This is a genomic window from Bacillus mojavensis (assembly GCF_012648005.1).
GTDB classification, from domain to species: Bacteria; Bacillota; Bacilli; order Bacillales; family Bacillaceae; genus Bacillus; species Bacillus mojavensis.
Genome location: NZ_CP051464.1, coordinates 2,063,251 through 2,077,463, shown reverse-complemented (window position 1 = coordinate 2,077,463; position 14,213 = coordinate 2,063,251). Strand labels below are relative to the sequence as shown.

At 43.7% G+C, this 14,213-nt stretch carries 20 protein-coding genes; 14 read left to right on the top strand and 6 right to left on the bottom strand.

Going from position 1 to position 14,213, the window contains the following annotated elements:
• The first annotated feature begins 5 nt into the window (after positions 1-5).
• The 8 genes from HC660_RS10670 to HC660_RS10635 all read left to right on the top strand — a co-directional run bounded on the left by HC660_RS10670 (position 6) and on the right by HC660_RS10635 (position 6,311).
• Entirely contained in the window at positions 6-695 is a 690-nt protein-coding gene (locus HC660_RS10670) for a CoA transferase subunit A (RefSeq protein ID WP_168748075.1), read from the top strand.
• Positions 680-1,333 carry a 3-oxoacid CoA-transferase subunit B gene (locus HC660_RS10665; protein ID WP_168748074.1) on the top strand — a complete coding sequence of 218 codons (654 nt, stop codon included), beginning with the start codon at positions 680-682 and terminating at the stop codon, positions 1,331-1,333. Before HC660_RS10670 ends, HC660_RS10665 begins: the two co-directional genes overlap by 16 nt.
• Before the next feature lie 9 nt (positions 1,334-1,342).
• On the top strand, positions 1,343-2,653 hold the full coding sequence (locus tag HC660_RS10660; RefSeq protein ID WP_168748073.1) for a peptidase: 1,311 nt from the start codon (positions 1,343-1,345) through the stop codon (positions 2,651-2,653).
• Positions 2,631-3,458, top strand: a complete 828-nt coding sequence (gene ablB, locus HC660_RS10655; protein WP_168748072.1) for a putative beta-lysine N-acetyltransferase — start codon at positions 2,631-2,633, stop codon at positions 3,456-3,458. The genes HC660_RS10660 and ablB overlap by 23 nt, the downstream gene beginning before the upstream one ends.
• 32 nt (positions 3,459-3,490) lie before the next feature.
• Complete coding sequence (gene kamA / locus HC660_RS10650; protein ID WP_168748071.1) at positions 3,491-4,906, top strand: lysine 2,3-aminomutase; 1,416 nt, start codon at positions 3,491-3,493, stop codon at positions 4,904-4,906.
• The gene (locus tag HC660_RS10645; RefSeq protein WP_168748070.1) at positions 4,903-5,181 is read left to right on the top strand and encodes a YokU family protein; all 279 of its coding nucleotides are present in this window, start codon (positions 4,903-4,905) and stop codon (positions 5,179-5,181) included. Before kamA ends, HC660_RS10645 begins: the two co-directional genes overlap by 4 nt.
• Before the next feature lie 86 nt (positions 5,182-5,267).
• Positions 5,268-5,489: a YozE family protein gene (locus HC660_RS10640; protein WP_168748069.1), complete on the top strand. Its 222-nt coding sequence runs from the start codon at positions 5,268-5,270 to the stop codon at positions 5,487-5,489.
• Between the two features lie 141 nt (positions 5,490-5,630).
• Positions 5,631-6,311, top strand: coding sequence for a germination protein YodN (locus HC660_RS10635; RefSeq protein ID WP_010334614.1), 681 nt, complete (start codon positions 5,631-5,633; stop codon positions 6,309-6,311).
• Here HC660_RS10635 and HC660_RS10630 read toward each other — a convergent pair.
• Positions 6,308-6,451: a hypothetical protein gene (locus tag HC660_RS10630; RefSeq protein WP_168748068.1), complete on the bottom strand. Its 144-nt coding sequence runs from the start codon at positions 6,449-6,451 to the stop codon at positions 6,308-6,310. The two genes, HC660_RS10635 and HC660_RS10630, sit on opposite strands and share 4 nt — an antisense overlap.
• A 120-nt stretch (positions 6,452-6,571) precedes the next feature.
• On the opposite strand from HC660_RS10630, the gene HC660_RS10625 reads away from it, so the two are divergent.
• The 3 genes from HC660_RS10625 to yodL all read left to right on the top strand — a co-directional run bounded on the left by HC660_RS10625 (position 6,572) and on the right by yodL (position 7,810).
• Positions 6,572-6,748: a YozD family protein gene (locus HC660_RS10625; protein WP_010334612.1), complete on the top strand. Its 177-nt coding sequence runs from the start codon at positions 6,572-6,574 to the stop codon at positions 6,746-6,748.
• 76 nt (positions 6,749-6,824) lie between these two features.
• Positions 6,825-7,436 carry a phosphatase PAP2 family protein gene (locus HC660_RS10620; protein ID WP_168748067.1) on the top strand — a complete coding sequence of 204 codons (612 nt, stop codon included), beginning with the start codon at positions 6,825-6,827 and terminating at the stop codon, positions 7,434-7,436.
• A 59-nt stretch (positions 7,437-7,495) separates the two neighbouring features.
• Positions 7,496-7,810: a shape determination protein YodL gene (gene yodL, locus HC660_RS10615; protein ID WP_010334611.1), complete on the top strand. Its 315-nt coding sequence runs from the start codon at positions 7,496-7,498 to the stop codon at positions 7,808-7,810.
• Between the two features lie 37 nt (positions 7,811-7,847).
• On the opposite strand, the gene HC660_RS10610 is transcribed toward yodL, so the two are convergent.
• Positions 7,848-7,973, bottom strand: coding sequence for a protein YoyE (locus HC660_RS10610; RefSeq protein WP_003241588.1), 126 nt, complete (start codon positions 7,971-7,973; stop codon positions 7,848-7,850).
• Between the two features lie 202 nt (positions 7,974-8,175).
• Here HC660_RS10610 and deoD point away from each other — a divergent pair, with 202 nt between their 5' ends.
• Together deoD and HC660_RS10600 are read left to right on the top strand one after the other, a co-directional pair.
• Positions 8,176-8,877, top strand: coding sequence for a purine-nucleoside phosphorylase (gene deoD / locus HC660_RS10605; protein ID WP_010334610.1), 702 nt, complete (start codon positions 8,176-8,178; stop codon positions 8,875-8,877).
• An 83-nt stretch (positions 8,878-8,960) separates the two neighbouring features.
• Positions 8,961-9,782 carry a M15 family metallopeptidase gene (locus HC660_RS10600; protein WP_168749449.1) on the top strand — a complete coding sequence of 274 codons (822 nt, stop codon included), beginning with the start codon at positions 8,961-8,963 and terminating at the stop codon, positions 9,780-9,782.
• Positions 9,783-9,823: 41 nt separating this feature from the next.
• On the opposite strand, the gene HC660_RS10595 is transcribed toward HC660_RS10600, so the two are convergent.
• Together HC660_RS10595 and HC660_RS10590 are read right to left on the bottom strand one after the other, a co-directional pair.
• Complete coding sequence (locus HC660_RS10595) at positions 9,824-10,084, bottom strand: hypothetical protein (protein ID WP_010334608.1); 261 nt, start codon at positions 10,082-10,084, stop codon at positions 9,824-9,826.
• An 86-nt stretch (positions 10,085-10,170) separates the two neighbouring features.
• Positions 10,171-10,872, bottom strand: coding sequence for a class I SAM-dependent methyltransferase (locus HC660_RS10590; protein WP_168748066.1), 702 nt, complete (start codon positions 10,870-10,872; stop codon positions 10,171-10,173).
• A 153-nt stretch (positions 10,873-11,025) separates the two neighbouring features.
• Between HC660_RS10590 and ctpA the strand changes: the two genes are divergently transcribed.
• Entirely contained in the window at positions 11,026-12,426 is a 1,401-nt protein-coding gene (ctpA, locus tag HC660_RS10585; protein ID WP_029441322.1) for a carboxy-terminal processing protease CtpA, read from the top strand.
• A gap of 33 nt (positions 12,427-12,459) precedes the next feature.
• On the opposite strand, the gene HC660_RS10580 is transcribed toward ctpA, so the two are convergent.
• Both HC660_RS10580 and HC660_RS10575 read right to left on the bottom strand, forming a co-directional pair.
• On the bottom strand, positions 12,460-13,950 hold the full coding sequence (locus HC660_RS10580) for a sodium:solute symporter family protein (RefSeq protein WP_010334606.1): 1,491 nt from the start codon (positions 13,948-13,950) through the stop codon (positions 12,460-12,462).
• Positions 13,950-14,150 carry a DUF3311 domain-containing protein gene (locus HC660_RS10575; protein WP_168748065.1) on the bottom strand — a complete coding sequence of 67 codons (201 nt, stop codon included), beginning with the start codon at positions 14,148-14,150 and terminating at the stop codon, positions 13,950-13,952. The genes HC660_RS10580 and HC660_RS10575 overlap by 1 nt, the downstream gene beginning before the upstream one ends.
• Positions 14,151-14,213: the final 63 nt, after the last annotated feature.

Genomic DNA, 14,213 nt, shown 5'->3' with positions numbered 1-14,213 from the left:
TCAATATGTCACCATTTCAAAAAACAATCAGCATTGAATCGGCAATTGCAGATGTGTGTGATGGGTCGGTCCTTATGTTTGGCGGCTTCGGTGGGGTCGGCTCTCCGCCTTCTTTGATTGAAGCGATATTGGACAGCGGTGTAAAAGAATTAACTGTCATTTGCAATGATGCCGGATTCCCGGGAATTGGGATTGGACCGCTTATTGTCAATAAGAGAGTCAAGACGCTGATTGCATCGCATATCGGTTCAAATCCTGTAGCCGGAAAACAGATGACAGACGGCACATTAGAGGTTCGATTTTCGCCTCAGGGCACGCTCGCAGAACGGATTCGCGCCGGTGGATCCGGTCTTGGCGGCATTTTGACCGATATCGGCATTGATAATCAAATGGTTTGTGAGAAAAAAGAGATTGTGTCTGTAGCGGGGAAGCAATACTTGGTTGAAGAAGCGCTGACGGCTGATTTTGCCTTCATCAATGCCTGCATTGCAGATGAATTCGGCAACTTAACGTATGACAAAACAGCGCGCAACATGAATCCGCTTATGGCAATGGCCGCCAAAAGAACCTTTGCCGAGGCTGAGACGATTGTGCCGATGGGAAATATGGCAGAAGAAATGATTGTAACGCCCGGGGTTTTTGTTGAGGGGGTTGTGAGAAGTGAAGGGGTGAGGTGGAAATGGGCTTGGGAGTAACAGAAAGAGAGCAGATCGCCAGACGGGCTGCTTCTGAAATCAAGCCGGGCATGATCGTGAATCTTGGTATCGGCATCCCTTCCTTGGTGCCGAACTTTTTGCCGACTGATATGCAGGTTATGCTGCAGGCGGAAAACGGTGTACTCGGAATTGGAGAAAGTCCCGAAAAAGGGAATGAGGATGAAAATTTATGCAACGCTGCGGGATTCCCTGTCCGTGCTGTAAAGGGAGCATCTTACTTTGATACAACAATGTCCTTTGCCATGATCAGAAGAGGCATGATTGACATTACGATTTTAGGCGCCCTGCAGGTAAGCCAGTCGGGAGACCTTGCGAATTGGCTTGTACCCGGAAAAAAGGTGCCGGGCATGGGCGGTGCGATGGAGCTCGCCCAGAAAGCGAAAAAAGTGGTTGTCGTCATGAGCCATACTGACCAAAAAGGGAGGCCCAAATTAACAGAAGCCTGCACCCTTCCGTTAACAGCAGCAGGCTGTGTAGATATGATCATTACTGAAAAAGCAGTTCTTACAGTTGGCCGGGATCATTTTGTTTTAAAAGAACTGATGAATGGCTCAACAATTGACGAGGTGATCGGGTTGACCGACGCTGAAATAATAGTGGATATGCCTTTTTCTTAATAAGGGGGAGTGATGATGCAGGACATTGAAAGAAAAGTAATTGAATGGCTAGATCAGAATTCAGCCAAAGCCATTCGTCTTTTGAAAAGGCTGGTTGGAGAAAAAAGCACACTCGGCAAGGAATTTAACGCACAGGCAGTGGTCCTTGAAAAGCTCCGGCAATTTCATATGGACATTGATGTGTGGGAGCCGAGCCTAAAGCAATTAAAACAGCATCCCTATTTTATATCAGACCGGACAGACTTTCATGAGAGCCCGAACATTGTTGCTAAAAAAGCGGGAGAGGGCGGGGGACGATCTCTGATATTAAACGGGCATATCGATGTTGTGCCAGAAGGAAATTTGAAGGAGTGGAAGTATGAACCGTTTCAAGCTGCTGAAGTAAATGGTAAAATTTACGGCCGCGGCTCCACTGATATGAAGGGAGGCAATACAGCCCTTCTATTTGCATTAGAAGCTCTGCACGCCTGCGATGTCAAACTGAAAGGCGATGTGTTGTTTCAGAGTGTTATAGATGAAGAGTGCGGCGGCGCCGGAACACTTTCTGCCATTATGAGAGGCTATCGTGCGGATGGGGCGTTAATTCCGGAACCGACCAATATGAAGCTTTTTATTAAACAGCAGGGCTCGATGTGGTTTCGGATTACGGTTAAAGGATTAGCGGCACACGGAGGCACACGCTATGAAGGTGTCAGCGCCATTGAAAAAAGCATGCATGTCATTACAGCCATTCAAGAGCTTGAAAAAGTCCGAAACGCAAAAATCTCTGACCCGCTGTATGATCATATTCCAATCCCGGTTCCAATCAATATTGGCACCATCTCAGGCGGAACATGGCCGTCCTCGGTAGCAGACCGCGTCGTCATAGAAGGAAGATGCGGAATTGCTCCTCATGAAAAACCTGAAGCCGTAAAAATTGAATTGGAAAACTGGCTGAAAGATTTACAATACCATGATGAATGGTTTAAACGCCATCCAATTCAAGTGGAATGGTTCGGGGCTCAATGGCTGCCGAATGATTTGCCTGATGACCATCCTTTACTATCAGTCTTGCAATCAGCCTATCAAAAAATGAAACAAACAGAGCCGATCATCGAAGCGTCGCCTTGGGGAACAGACGGCGGCCTTTTGTATCATGCGGGAGATACTCCTGTTATCGTTTTTGGACCGGGAGAGACGAAAACGGCACATCAGGCAAACGAGTATATCGAGGTTGAAGCCATGTTAGAATCAGCTAAAATTATAGCTCTTTTTGTGATGGATTGGTGCGGGCTTCATACAGACGGGGAGGATGCTGATGATCAAAACGGTAAAGAATAGCGGTGTCACGGCTGTCATAGACAATGACCGCTTTAATAAACGAATTAGAGTCATTCGTTATGAAGGCTTTATTCAAGAAGCCTTGACTGATATTATGACAGCGGCCGAAGAGGAGGGTGCCGAAAAAATCATCGTGTACACCAAGCAGCATGACGAGGCGGAGCTGGCTAAACAATTGTTTACGCCAGAGGGCTTTCTCGAAGGCTACTATCTCGGCCATCGCGCTTCCGTCATGGTCCGTTATCTCACAGAAAAACGAAGACAAACAGATACCTATTTAGCCGAACAGGAAATGATAGAGCTATTATATAAAACAAAGCCTCAGCCACAAATCGAAATCAAGTCTCCTTTTACAATGAGAAAAGCAGAAACAAACGATATGTATCAGTTATCTATGCTGTATAAAAAAGTATTCCGCACGTATCCGGCTCCTGTGTTTGATCCCGCCTATATTGAAAAGACAATGAATGAGCATACGCTTTATTATGTCATGCTTGAAGATGACCGTCTGATCGGCGCGGCAAGCGCAGATATCAATCCTGAGCTGGGTCATGCCGAAATGACAGACTGCGCCGTGCTTCCGGATTATCGGGGCCGTTCGCTGACTAGTATCTTAATAGATGTATTAGAAAAAGAAATGATAAAGCAAGATATCTTTCAAGTATTTTCACTCGCCCGCGCTGCGTCTTTCGGAATGAATGCTGTCCTGTATCATTCCGGGTATCAGTATAGCGGAAGGCTGATCAATAATTGTTATATAGGAGAAGGGCTAGAAAATATGAATATCTGGTGCAAACGCCTGTAAGTCAAAAAGAAATGTACGAGGAGGAATTTCATTTGACAAACAAATGGTATAAACCGAAACGGCATTGGAAGGAGATAGAGCTATGGAAAGATGTTCCGGAAGAAAAATGGAATGATTGGCTGTGGCAGCTGACCCATACTGTAAGAACCTTAGATGACTTGAAAAAAGTGATTAACCTGACCGAAGAAGAAGAAGAAGGCGTCAGAATTTCTACCAAAACGATCCCTTTGAATATCACACCCTACTATGCTTCCTTAATGGATCCCGACAACCCGAGATGCCCGATACGAATGCAGTCTGTGCCGCTCTCTGAAGAGATGCACAAAACAAAATACGACCAGGAAGACCCGCTTCATGAGGATGAAGACTCTCCTGTACCCGGTCTGACACACCGTTATCCCGACCGAGTCCTGTTCCTTGTCACGAACCAATGCTCTATGTATTGCCGCTACTGCACAAGGAGGCGTTTTTCCGGTCAAATCGGAATGGGTGTCCCTAAAAAGCAGCTTGATGCCGCGATCGCCTACATTCGGGAGACACCTGAGATCCGGGACTGCCTGATTTCAGGCGGGGACGGGTTGCTGATCAATGATCAAATTTTAGAATACATTTTAAAAGAGCTGCGCAGTATTCCGCATCTGGAAATTATCAGAATCGGTACAAGAGCGCCTGTCGTTTTTCCTCAGCGAATCACCGATCAACTGTGCGATATCTTAAAGAAATATCATCCGGTCTGGCTGAACACCCATTTCAACACAAGCATCGAAATGACGGAGGAATCCGTTGAGGCTTGCGAAAAGCTGGTGAACGCAGGGGTGCCGGTCGGAAATCAGGCCGTCGTGTTAGCAGGCATTAATGATTCGGTAACCATTATGAAAAAGCTTATGCATGACTTGGTGAAAATCAGAGTCCGTCCCTATTATATATATCAATGTGATCTGTCAGAAGGCATCGGACATTTCAGAGCTCCAGTTTCAAAAGGGCTGGAAATTATTGAAGGGCTGCGAGGTCATACTTCAGGCTACGCGGTTCCTACCTTTGTCGTTGACGCACCAGGCGGCGGGGGGAAGATCGCCCTGCAGCCAAACTATGTTTTGTCGCAAAGCCCTGACAAAATCATTTTGAGAAATTTTGAAGGAGTCATTACCTCTTATCCGGAACCTGAAAATTATATCCCTAACCAGGCTGACGCCTATTTTGAGTCTGTTTTTCCTGAAACCGCTGACAAAAAAGAACCAATTGGACTGAGTGCCATTTTTGCTGACAAACAGATTTCTTTTACACCGGATAACGTGGTCAGAATCAAAAGGAGAGAAGCATATACAGCGAATCCGGGGCATGAAACATTAAAGGACCGGCGGGAGAAAAGAGACCAGTTAAAGAAAAAGAAATTTTTAGCCCAGCAGAAAAAAGAAAAAGAGGTAGAAAGCGGAGGAGATTCTTCATGAAGTCATGCGAATGGTGCGGCGAGCCTGAGGCGCTGTCTGGCACGAATACAGTTTACTGGGAGCTTCCTGACGGCACGAGAGCCATAGAGCTGACAAACACCCCCGCGATGATTTGTTCTTCCTGCGGAATGGCCTACCAAGAGGATTCGACGATAAAGGATATTGAGGATCAGCTGTTTTTAATCAACACAAAAAAACTCCCTGAAAGTCTGACGTATCAACAGCTCATGGAAACCGAAAGGATATTAAAACGCAACTATTTTGATTTCTCCTGAATGATGTTTCGTTATTCTTTTGTTGTAATTTCACACTTGCACTGTATAATAGAACAACAAAAGACAGACACCAGGAGGGGAAACCCATGAAATCCTTTTATCACTATTTATTGAAATACAGACATCCCAAGCCGCAGGACAGCATCAGCGAGTTTGCCAATCAGGCGTATGAGGATCACAGCTTCCCAAAAACATCAACCGATTATCACGAAATCAGTTCCTATTTGGAGCTGAATGTTGATTATCTGGACACGATGGCGACGTTTGATGAAGCTTGGGAAAAATACGAGGCCGAGGTGCACGTTTGAATCCGCAGAGCCACTGCGGATTTTTTTCTGCACATACATATACCATAATTGGATATTTCCTATGGTTTTCATGCCCATGCGAATTGGTGAAACCCAGCATACGATAGCGTATCAGAAATGTTGCGGCGAGGGGGAGACACCATGAAGCAAAATAAACCGAAATTCCAAGTAGGGGATATCGTAGTCGTCATTATGTATGGGACAGTCGGCACAATCACAAAAGTACACCAAATCGATAAGCACTACCTTTATGAAGTAAACCACAATGAAGTCTTATATTTTGAATCATCCATTCAATTATATAAAGATTATGAAGGCGTCATTGTCGATATGGAAAAACTTGATATTGAATATGAATTCCTCATTGGAGATGTCGTTTATGTAAAAGATTATGGAAAAGAACTCTTTCGCATTATCGGCCACAGAACCGAAATTTGGAGGTATTTGGAAGATGGCTGGGAAGATATTATTTATGAGCTAACTCGTTTAAAGGATGGAGAGTGGCTTGAAACGGAGGAAGAGGATCTCACGCTGGTTCTCAGAAAGTATGAAATGGACCAGTTTGTGCATCAGCTTTTGTTTGTCCACTATGTCGGAGAAACTGCCCATGAGATCGGTGAAGATATTGTACCGTCTGCTCTTCTTCAGTTTGAAGGCGAAGATGAAGATCAAGATACCCTGCGCATCCTGGCTGTATCAATTGTTGATGAGCTTTTGGATATTTACAACGACTACAAAATTCTGTACGAAATGTTTAAAGATGAAGAGTATAAAGATATGATGATGTTTGTGCTGGAAAGTTTAAAAGAACATTTCAGTTAGTTTGTGAACAAGCGGATGATGACATATAAAAAATAAGGCAGACAGCCCCACATCATGACATGTGTCATACCTCTGAGCGTTTTTTCCATCACCTTATCGAATCTTTCTCCGTCCAGTGCTTCCATCATTTTAGCGATCATAAGTCAGCCTCCTATGGCTTGTTTTTTTATTCAATGTATATGAATAAAAGAATTGTTTAGAACACCGGGTATAATTCATCCCGTTTTTTCATAAAACATAAAAAAGGAGGCGGTACGGTTATGAAAGAAATAGATCTTGTGATTGACACGGAAGAAATCGCTGAATTTTTTTACAGAGAGCTTGCAAGACGGGGCTACATACCGAGTGAAGATGAGCTGTTTGAAATCGCCGATATTACCTTTGATTATCTGATAGAAAAATGTATGATAGATGAAGAGCTGGATGAAGATTGTTAAGGCTTGAAACCGGAGCGGCCAGCTCCGGTTTTTTATTCGGCTGATAGGAATGTTTAGAACTAAAGGAGGGAAAATCTTGTACAAGCCAGTCAGTCTGTTTCTTCTCTTTCTTTTTTTAGCCGCGGTTATTCATACAAATGCTGTTCAATCAGCAGATGAAATGATCAGTAAGTCAGCCGCAGCTATCCGTCAGCCTTGGCTGAATGATGTGATGATTTGGATGACTCATCTTGGGGCTACTTCCTTTTTACTGCCTCTTATCGTAGTCATTGGGGCAGGGCTGTTTTTTTACACAAGAACCTGGGCCGGTCTTTTGATGCTCTTCATATTCGGTGCCGATCGTCTATTAAACAAAATATTAAAAGAGTGGATCGAACGGGCAAGGCCCGACTTTGAACCGCTCGTTCATGAGTCGTCCTTCAGCTTTCCGAGCGGCCACTCCATGAACGCTGCTTGTGTTTATCCTGTAATCGCCTACTTTTTAGTGAAACACCTCCCGTTTTTGTCAAAGCATAAAAAAGCGGTATACATAATCGCCGGTACTGTGGTTATTTTGGTTGGTGCCAGCAGAGTCTACCTCGGCGTGCATTTTTTAACTGACGTTTTAGGAGGCTTCAGTCTCGGCCTGCTGCTGTTTTTCCTCATGAAAGGTTTTGACGAAAAGTTTCATTCGTTTCGACAAAAGTAGAGAGAGGAAAAAGAGGGCGAAACGCCAATATGTTATAGAAATAAAAGGGAGGGATCTTGATGATGTTATCCGTGTTTAAAAAGAAGTCTTGTTCTTACGATGTGACAATATTTCAAACACCCCGGTTTGGTGAAAAAAAAGGCTACAGAGCCGTCTATCGAACTGAACTGAACGGGAGCAATCATCAAGACGTGCTAAAAAGAGCATTCTCTCTGTTTAATGTATTCGATACGGTTCCAAGTGATTATGATGCGAGATTTATGGCCACAGGGGATGTGATTTTGATTGATGAAGGCAGAAAAGGGAAAACATATTATAAACTGCTTCCCGCCGGATGGAGGAAAATCAATCGTCTGATTGTGCAAACAACATAACGAAAGAAAACTGCGGACATCCGCAGTTTTCTGTTTTTTAAGGTTTTCGTTTGGCCGCGGAATACTCTTTTTCGTGCGCCTCTTCAGCCGCGATAACGTCTTTAGCAGGTATGTGGTTGTTCTTTTTTTGTCCGGTAATTCGGTTGCGCTGTTTTTTACCCATGTTTCATCCCTCCTTTTGCCGTTAGGTTCTCATATCAGCAGCGCAATTATCCCGATTTTCTCTAAGGCGCTTAAAAATACCCCGGATCATTTTCTTTTTTCGGAACATTCCTTTATAATCAATGCTGAAGTTTGTCTCATCATGACATCCGTTGTAAAATGAACGGACTGCTTGTTAATTTTGGTTTATAGGAGGATATGAGATGAGTGTACATATCGGTGCGGAAAAAGGACAAATTGCAGATACGGTGCTTTTGCCGGGAGACCCTCTCAGAGCAAAATTTATCGCTGAAACGTATCTTGAAAATGTGGAATGCTATAATGAAGTCAGAGGCATGTATGGATTTACAGGTACATATAAAGGCAAAAAAATCTCTGTGCAGGGCACGGGCATGGGTGTTCCGTCCATTTCAATTTACGTCAATGAATTAATCCAAAGCTATGATGTGCAAAATTTAATAAGAGTAGGCTCTTGCGGCGCCATCCGTAAAGATGTCAAAGTGCGCGACGTCATTTTGGCCATGACTTCTTCTACTGATTCACAAATGAACAGAGTCGCTTTTGGAAGTATCGATTTCGCGCCTAATGCAGATTTCGAGCTTTTGAAAAATGCCTATGACGCAGCTAAGGATAAAGGCGTACCGGTGACGGTAGGCAGTGTATTTACTGCTGACCAGTTCTACAATGACGATTCTCAAATTGAAAAGCTTGCCAACTACGGTGTGCTCGGTGTAGAGATGGAAACAACCGCTCTATATACATTGGCAGCGAAGCATGGAAGAAAAGCGCTGTCGATCCTGACCGTGAGCGATCACGTATTAACAGGAGAAGAAACAACGGCGGAAGAGCGTCAAACCACTTTTCATGATATGATAGAAGTAGCTTTACATTCTGTATCACAATAAAATAAATCAAGAGGCGTGCTGGGTGCCGGCAGCCTCTTCTTTATGGATACGGAAACGATTGATAAAAGGAAGGTAATGTGATGATGAAAAAGCCCGGTAAATGGTTTTCACTGGCTGCCGCTTTGAGTGTGACGGCAATTGTCGGAGCCGGCTGCAGCATGTCAAACGGAGATGCTGAAAAGGATACGAAAACCACCGCAGAATCAAAACAGACAGAAGAAAAAACAGCTGACAGCAAAAAAACAAATATGCAGGACAGTGAGTTCTTATTGGAAAGCAAGTTTTTCAATAACATTAAAAAAGTGGACGGTTTGGAAACCATTCAAAATCCAAAAAATATCCTCGCCCTTGTCAATAAGCAATACGCACTGCCAGGAGACTATGAACCTAGCGATCTAGTTATCCCTGATGTCGAGTTTTCTTTTGAAGAAAAAATTCAAAAGCGATACATCAGAAAAGAAGCAGCAGACGCATTAAAAACGATGTTTGACGCCGCGAAAAAGGATGGCTATGAGCTGGCAGCCGTGTCAGGATACCGCTCGTATGACAGACAGCAGGCTATCTTTAAAAATGAAGTTAGCCTAAAAGGGGAAAAGAAAGCAAGAGAAGCAGTCGCATATCCTGGTGAAAGCGAGCATCAAACAGGGCTTGCAATGGATATTTCCAGCCGAAGCAATGGTTTTGAGCTAAATGAAGCGTTCGGCAGCACCGAAGACGGAAAATGGGTGCAGAACAATGCATATAAATACGGTTTTATCATTCGCTACCCTAAAAACAAAGAAGACATCACAAAGTACGAATACGAACCATGGCACTTGCGTTATGTAGGCAAAAAGGCTGCAAAGGTCATCCATGATCATGACTTAACATTAGAAGAATACTTTGAAAAAGTGAAGAAGATATAAAATAAAAAACCCGCTTATCATTGGATAAGCGGGTTTTTCCATTAAAAAAAGAATAAACCGGCGAGCGCCACACCTGCAATCAGCCCAAGGCCAATGCCGTACGCGGCTCCATATCCATATCCGTAGCCGCCCCAATATCCATAGCCAAATCCGCCTCTGGGGCCACCTGAAGTAACTGGAGCAATAAAGACTTTACTGTTGGTGACCCGTGTAATTCTGCCCACGTGGACTCTGCCGTTTCTTTCTGTAATTCTAGCAACTTTTCCTTGGTGCTGGCGGCAAATATGATAGTATTTTTCCAATACAATTCCCTCCTAATCCGTCTTTCTATCAGCTTATGAAAGATAGACAAAAAAGGTTGGACGAAAAGAGGGGGGGAAGCGCCGTTTTACTTGTATGCGATAAAGATACAATGACCCATATACTCGCTGTATGCCTGCATGAGGTCATAGTGGGACTGAAGCGTATCGTAGTAGATAGGATCAATTGCATGCGATACATCCATTTCTGTAGTCGGTTCAAATTCCATATCTTCCGGCAAAAGGGTGATCGTTTCTGTTTTCTGAAATCCATGGGCACGAATCGATTCCATCCACTCCAATTCGTCATAAAGCTTTGTAAAACCGTAAAAGTCCATCATTTGCTTCTTTTCGCGCGGAGGCATCGGTTTTTTGAGCGCCGCTTCAATACCGATCAGCATTCCGCCCGGCTTCAATACTCTATTAATTTCTTGAAGGGAGGATGTCACATGGGAAAAACTGAGGACAGATTCGGACAGGACGCAGGAAAAGGATGCTGAAGAAAACGGAAGACGTTCCAGCTCTCCAAGATATGCAGGGATGGCCAGCCCTTCATTTGCAAATCTTTTTTTGGCCTTCTCAAGCATGACAGGGTCTCTATCAACGACTGTGACAGGATAAAGCAAATGTCCTAAATAAGCCGCAGTTTGCCCCGTTCCGCATCCGGCATCAAGAATCGGCTGGTCAGGCGGAGGCGCGGCTTTTTGCAATAGGGCTTTTGAAAAAGCAAGCCCGCCTGGATGTGCACCAGAGACACCGAATAAGGACAGCATTTCTAAATATCGGCTCAAAATGGTATCCTCCTTTTTCGTTATTATATGTCGTGAAAAGGCATAGGTTTATGAAACGCTAAAGAAGGGCACTATCTCTATATTTTCTGCTCCGAGTTGACGAATAGGAAATCGTCCATGATAATAATGTAAGAAGAAAAAGGTGGTGTTTAATTGAAACGGCAATTGAAACTGTTTTTTGTTGTGCTGATCACTGCGGTTGTCGCTTCGGCGCTGACTTTATTTATTACGGGCAATTCAAGCATTCTGGGCCAGAAATCAACAAGCACAGGAGACAGTAAGTTCGATAAATTAAATAAAGCGTATGAGCAAATCAAAAGTGATTATTACAAGAAAACAAATGATGACAAATTAGTAGATGGAGCAATTAAAGGAATGATTGAGTCTCTGGACGATCCTTACTCTACATATATGGATCAAGAGGAAGGAAAATCATTCGAAGAAAGCATTTCTGCATCCTTTGAAGGAATAGGAGCGCAAGTAGAGGAAAAAGACGGTGAAATCCTTATTGTTGCGCCAATCAAAGGATCACCTGCTGAAAAAGCCGGAGTCAAACCGAAGGATCAAATCCTGAAAGTAAACGGTAAAAGCGTAAAAGGCATGAATGTAAATGAAGCTGTCGCTTTAATCCGCGGCAAAAAGGGCACAAAAGTGAAACTTGACCTGAACAGAGCGGGAGTGGGAGAGATTGATCTTTCCATTCAGCGCGATACGATTCCTGTTGAGACCGTCTATTCTGAGATGAAAGACAACAGCATCGGTGAGATCCAAATCACTTCTTTCTCTGAAACAACTGCTAAAGAGCTGACAAATGCCATTGACAGTTTAGAGAAAAAAGGTGCCAAAGGCTATATTTTAGACTTGAGGGGCAACCCGGGCGGATTAATGGACCAGGCGATTACAATGAGCAATCTGTTTATTGATAAAGGGAAAAATATTATGCAGGTTGAGTACAAAAACGGCTCAAAAGAAGTCATGAAAGCAGAAAAAGAACGAAAAGTCACCAAGCCGACTGTCGTTTTAGTAAATGACGGAACAGCGAGCGCTGCAGAAATCATGGCCGCTGCTCTTCATGAATCATCAGGCATTCCGTTAATTGGAGAAACCACATTCGGAAAAGGCACAGTGCAAACCGCAAAAGAGTATGAGGATGGTTCAACCGTCAAACTGACAATGGCCAAATGGCTGACTGCTGACGGTGAATGGATCCATAAAAAAGGCATCAAACCGCAAGTGAAAGCAGAGCTTCCTGATTACGCGAAGCTCCCATATTTGGACGCTGATAAAACGTACAAATCGGGCAATACAGGCACGGAAGTCAAAGTCGCTCAGCAAATGCTGAAAGCACTTGGCTATCAGGTAAAGGTAAACAGTGCGTATGATCAAGATTTTGTATCAGTCATCAAACAGTTCCAGAAAAAAGAGAATCTGAAAGAAACAGGCGTGCTGACTGGCGATACTACAACAAAACTAATGACAGAACTTCAACAAAAGCTGTCAAATAATGATACGCAAATGAAAAAAGCAATTGAAACGCTGAAAAAAGAAATGTAAAAAACCATACGCGGTTACCGCGTATGGTTTTTTTTAAGCACCCTTCTGGTTCGAATTCGGTTCAGTTTTTTTAGCAAATAAACCTTCCTTGACTGGATTTGAACCTGCTCTTTTTACAAACAGCGGATTGAGAATGACTACAGCGATGATATTGGCGGACAATCCCCAGAAACCTTCATAAATACCGTGTGCAGATTGCGTGATATACACAATAAACGTAACCGCAAGGCCGGCTAATAATCCGATTATTGTCGCCTCTCTCGTTTGGTTCTTCCAGAATAAGCTGACGGCAATCGCCGGGAAGATCTGCACCATGCCGGAAACGCCTAAAAGCTGAAGTGTCACTAAGGCAGTTGGGAACAGCATTCCAAATAGAAGAGCAAGACCGATCACAACAAACACCATGGAACGTGTAATAAGGGTCAGCTTGCTTTGTGACACATTTGGATGGATCAAGTCACGGTATAAGTTATTGGCAAATAAATTCGACGCTCCGATAGCCATGATCGAACAAGGGATCAATGAGGCAAGGGCGATAGTGGCATAGGCAAAACCTTGTGCCACGCCGCCGTAAGACGCCTGAATTAGATGCAGCAGCGCCAGTCTTGGATTTGTATCTTCCGGCAGCACAAGAAAAGCGATAAAACCAAGGAAAATAACTAAGATTAAAACGATGTTATAAAGCGGCAAAAACATGCTGTTTTTTCTAACTGCATCGGCACTTTTCGCCGTAAATACACCTGTAGCGGCATGCGCCCACATAAAAAGTGCCAAGGCGGATACAATAGATGCTGTAATAAACCAAGGGATGCCTTTTGGGCCTTCTGTCGGTATCGTCAGCATTTGCGGCGCTTCCTTCACCAATGTATCAATCATCGGCGTCCAGCCGTTGAAATGAATAAGCGGGAGTGAAACGACCATAAACAGCATAATCACCCATACTAAAATATCTTTAATAATGGCTGTAAAAGTTGGCCCTTTAATCCCGCTGAAAAACGTGTAAAGAGCAACAAGGATGAATGAGATAATGACAACGAACTTTACGTTGATATAGCCGGTGCCCGCAACCTGAAGCGTATCTTGAATTCCGCTAAGCTGAAGACAGATATACGGGATAAGCATCAGGACCCCGACAATTGCAACGAGACTTGCCAACAGCTTACTGTCAAAACGTTCCCGCGCATAATCTGCGAGAGTTGTTAATTTGTGAATTTTCGCAACATTCCAAAGCTTCGGCAGGAAGAAATAGGCGATAAAATAAGCCAATACAGAGTAAGGAATGGCAAAAAACGCAACACTACCGCCTGTGTAAGCCGTACTGGTCAGGCCTAAGAAAGTATATGCCGTGTAAAGGTCTGCGCCTACTAAAAACCAAACGAGAAGGCCGCCAAAACGTCTGCCGCCGACAGACCATTCTTCCACCGAGGTTCGCGATGATTTGTCTCTCCCGGCGAGAAATCCGATACAGACAACAGTTAATACGATAATAGCCGTAATCATAAGTGCAGTGAGATTTCCTTGCATTATTCAATTCCTCCATCTTTTCTTTGCACCAGGTAAATGCCAAATGAACATACCGGCGTAATAATAATCCACAGCAGCAGCCAAAAGTGGAAAAAAGGAAGGCCGAAAATAATCGGGTCAATTCGATTCACAAGCGGCAAAAGCGCAAGCTGAACGAATGGTAAAATGATGAGTATAACAATAAGTGCTTTTTTAACCATTTACTTTCCTCCTGAAACATGATAATGCTCACTATAATAGCAGTTGTAAGATAAGATCACAAG

What these genes read in the sequence shown, in the direction of transcription:
- HC660_RS10600 (WP_168749449.1), top strand. Translation starts at nt 8,961, where the DNA reads ATGAAAAAGCCCGGTAAATGGTTTTCACTGGCTGCCGCTTTGAGTGTG.
- HC660_RS10625 (WP_010334612.1), top strand. Translation starts at nt 6,572, where the DNA reads ATGAAAGAAATAGATCTTGTGATTGACACGGAAGAAATCGCTGAATTT.
- HC660_RS10580 (WP_010334606.1), bottom strand. Translation starts at nt 13,950, where the DNA reads ATGCAAGGAAATCTCACTGCACTTATGATTACGGCTATTATCGTATTA.
- HC660_RS10635 (WP_010334614.1), top strand. Translation starts at nt 5,631, where the DNA reads ATGAAGCAAAATAAACCGAAATTCCAAGTAGGGGATATCGTAGTCGTC.
- ablB (WP_168748072.1), top strand. Translation starts at nt 2,631, where the DNA reads ATGATCAAAACGGTAAAGAATAGCGGTGTCACGGCTGTCATAGACAAT.
- HC660_RS10665 (WP_168748074.1), top strand. Translation starts at nt 680, where the DNA reads ATGGGCTTGGGAGTAACAGAAAGAGAGCAGATCGCCAGACGGGCTGCT.
- HC660_RS10630 (WP_168748068.1), bottom strand. Translation starts at nt 6,451, where the DNA reads ATGATCGCTAAAATGATGGAAGCACTGGACGGAGAAAGATTCGATAAG.
- HC660_RS10610 (WP_003241588.1), bottom strand. Translation starts at nt 7,973, where the DNA reads ATGGGTAAAAAACAGCGCAACCGAATTACCGGACAAAAAAAGAACAAC.
- HC660_RS10670 (WP_168748075.1), top strand. Translation starts at nt 6, where the DNA reads ATGTCACCATTTCAAAAAACAATCAGCATTGAATCGGCAATTGCAGAT.
- HC660_RS10645 (WP_168748070.1), top strand. Translation starts at nt 4,903, where the DNA reads ATGAAGTCATGCGAATGGTGCGGCGAGCCTGAGGCGCTGTCTGGCACG.
- deoD (WP_010334610.1), top strand. Translation starts at nt 8,176, where the DNA reads ATGAGTGTACATATCGGTGCGGAAAAAGGACAAATTGCAGATACGGTG.
- yodL (WP_010334611.1), top strand. Translation starts at nt 7,496, where the DNA reads ATGATGTTATCCGTGTTTAAAAAGAAGTCTTGTTCTTACGATGTGACA.
- HC660_RS10575 (WP_168748065.1), bottom strand. Translation starts at nt 14,150, where the DNA reads ATGGTTAAAAAAGCACTTATTGTTATACTCATCATTTTACCATTCGTT.
- HC660_RS10640 (WP_168748069.1), top strand. Translation starts at nt 5,268, where the DNA reads ATGAAATCCTTTTATCACTATTTATTGAAATACAGACATCCCAAGCCG.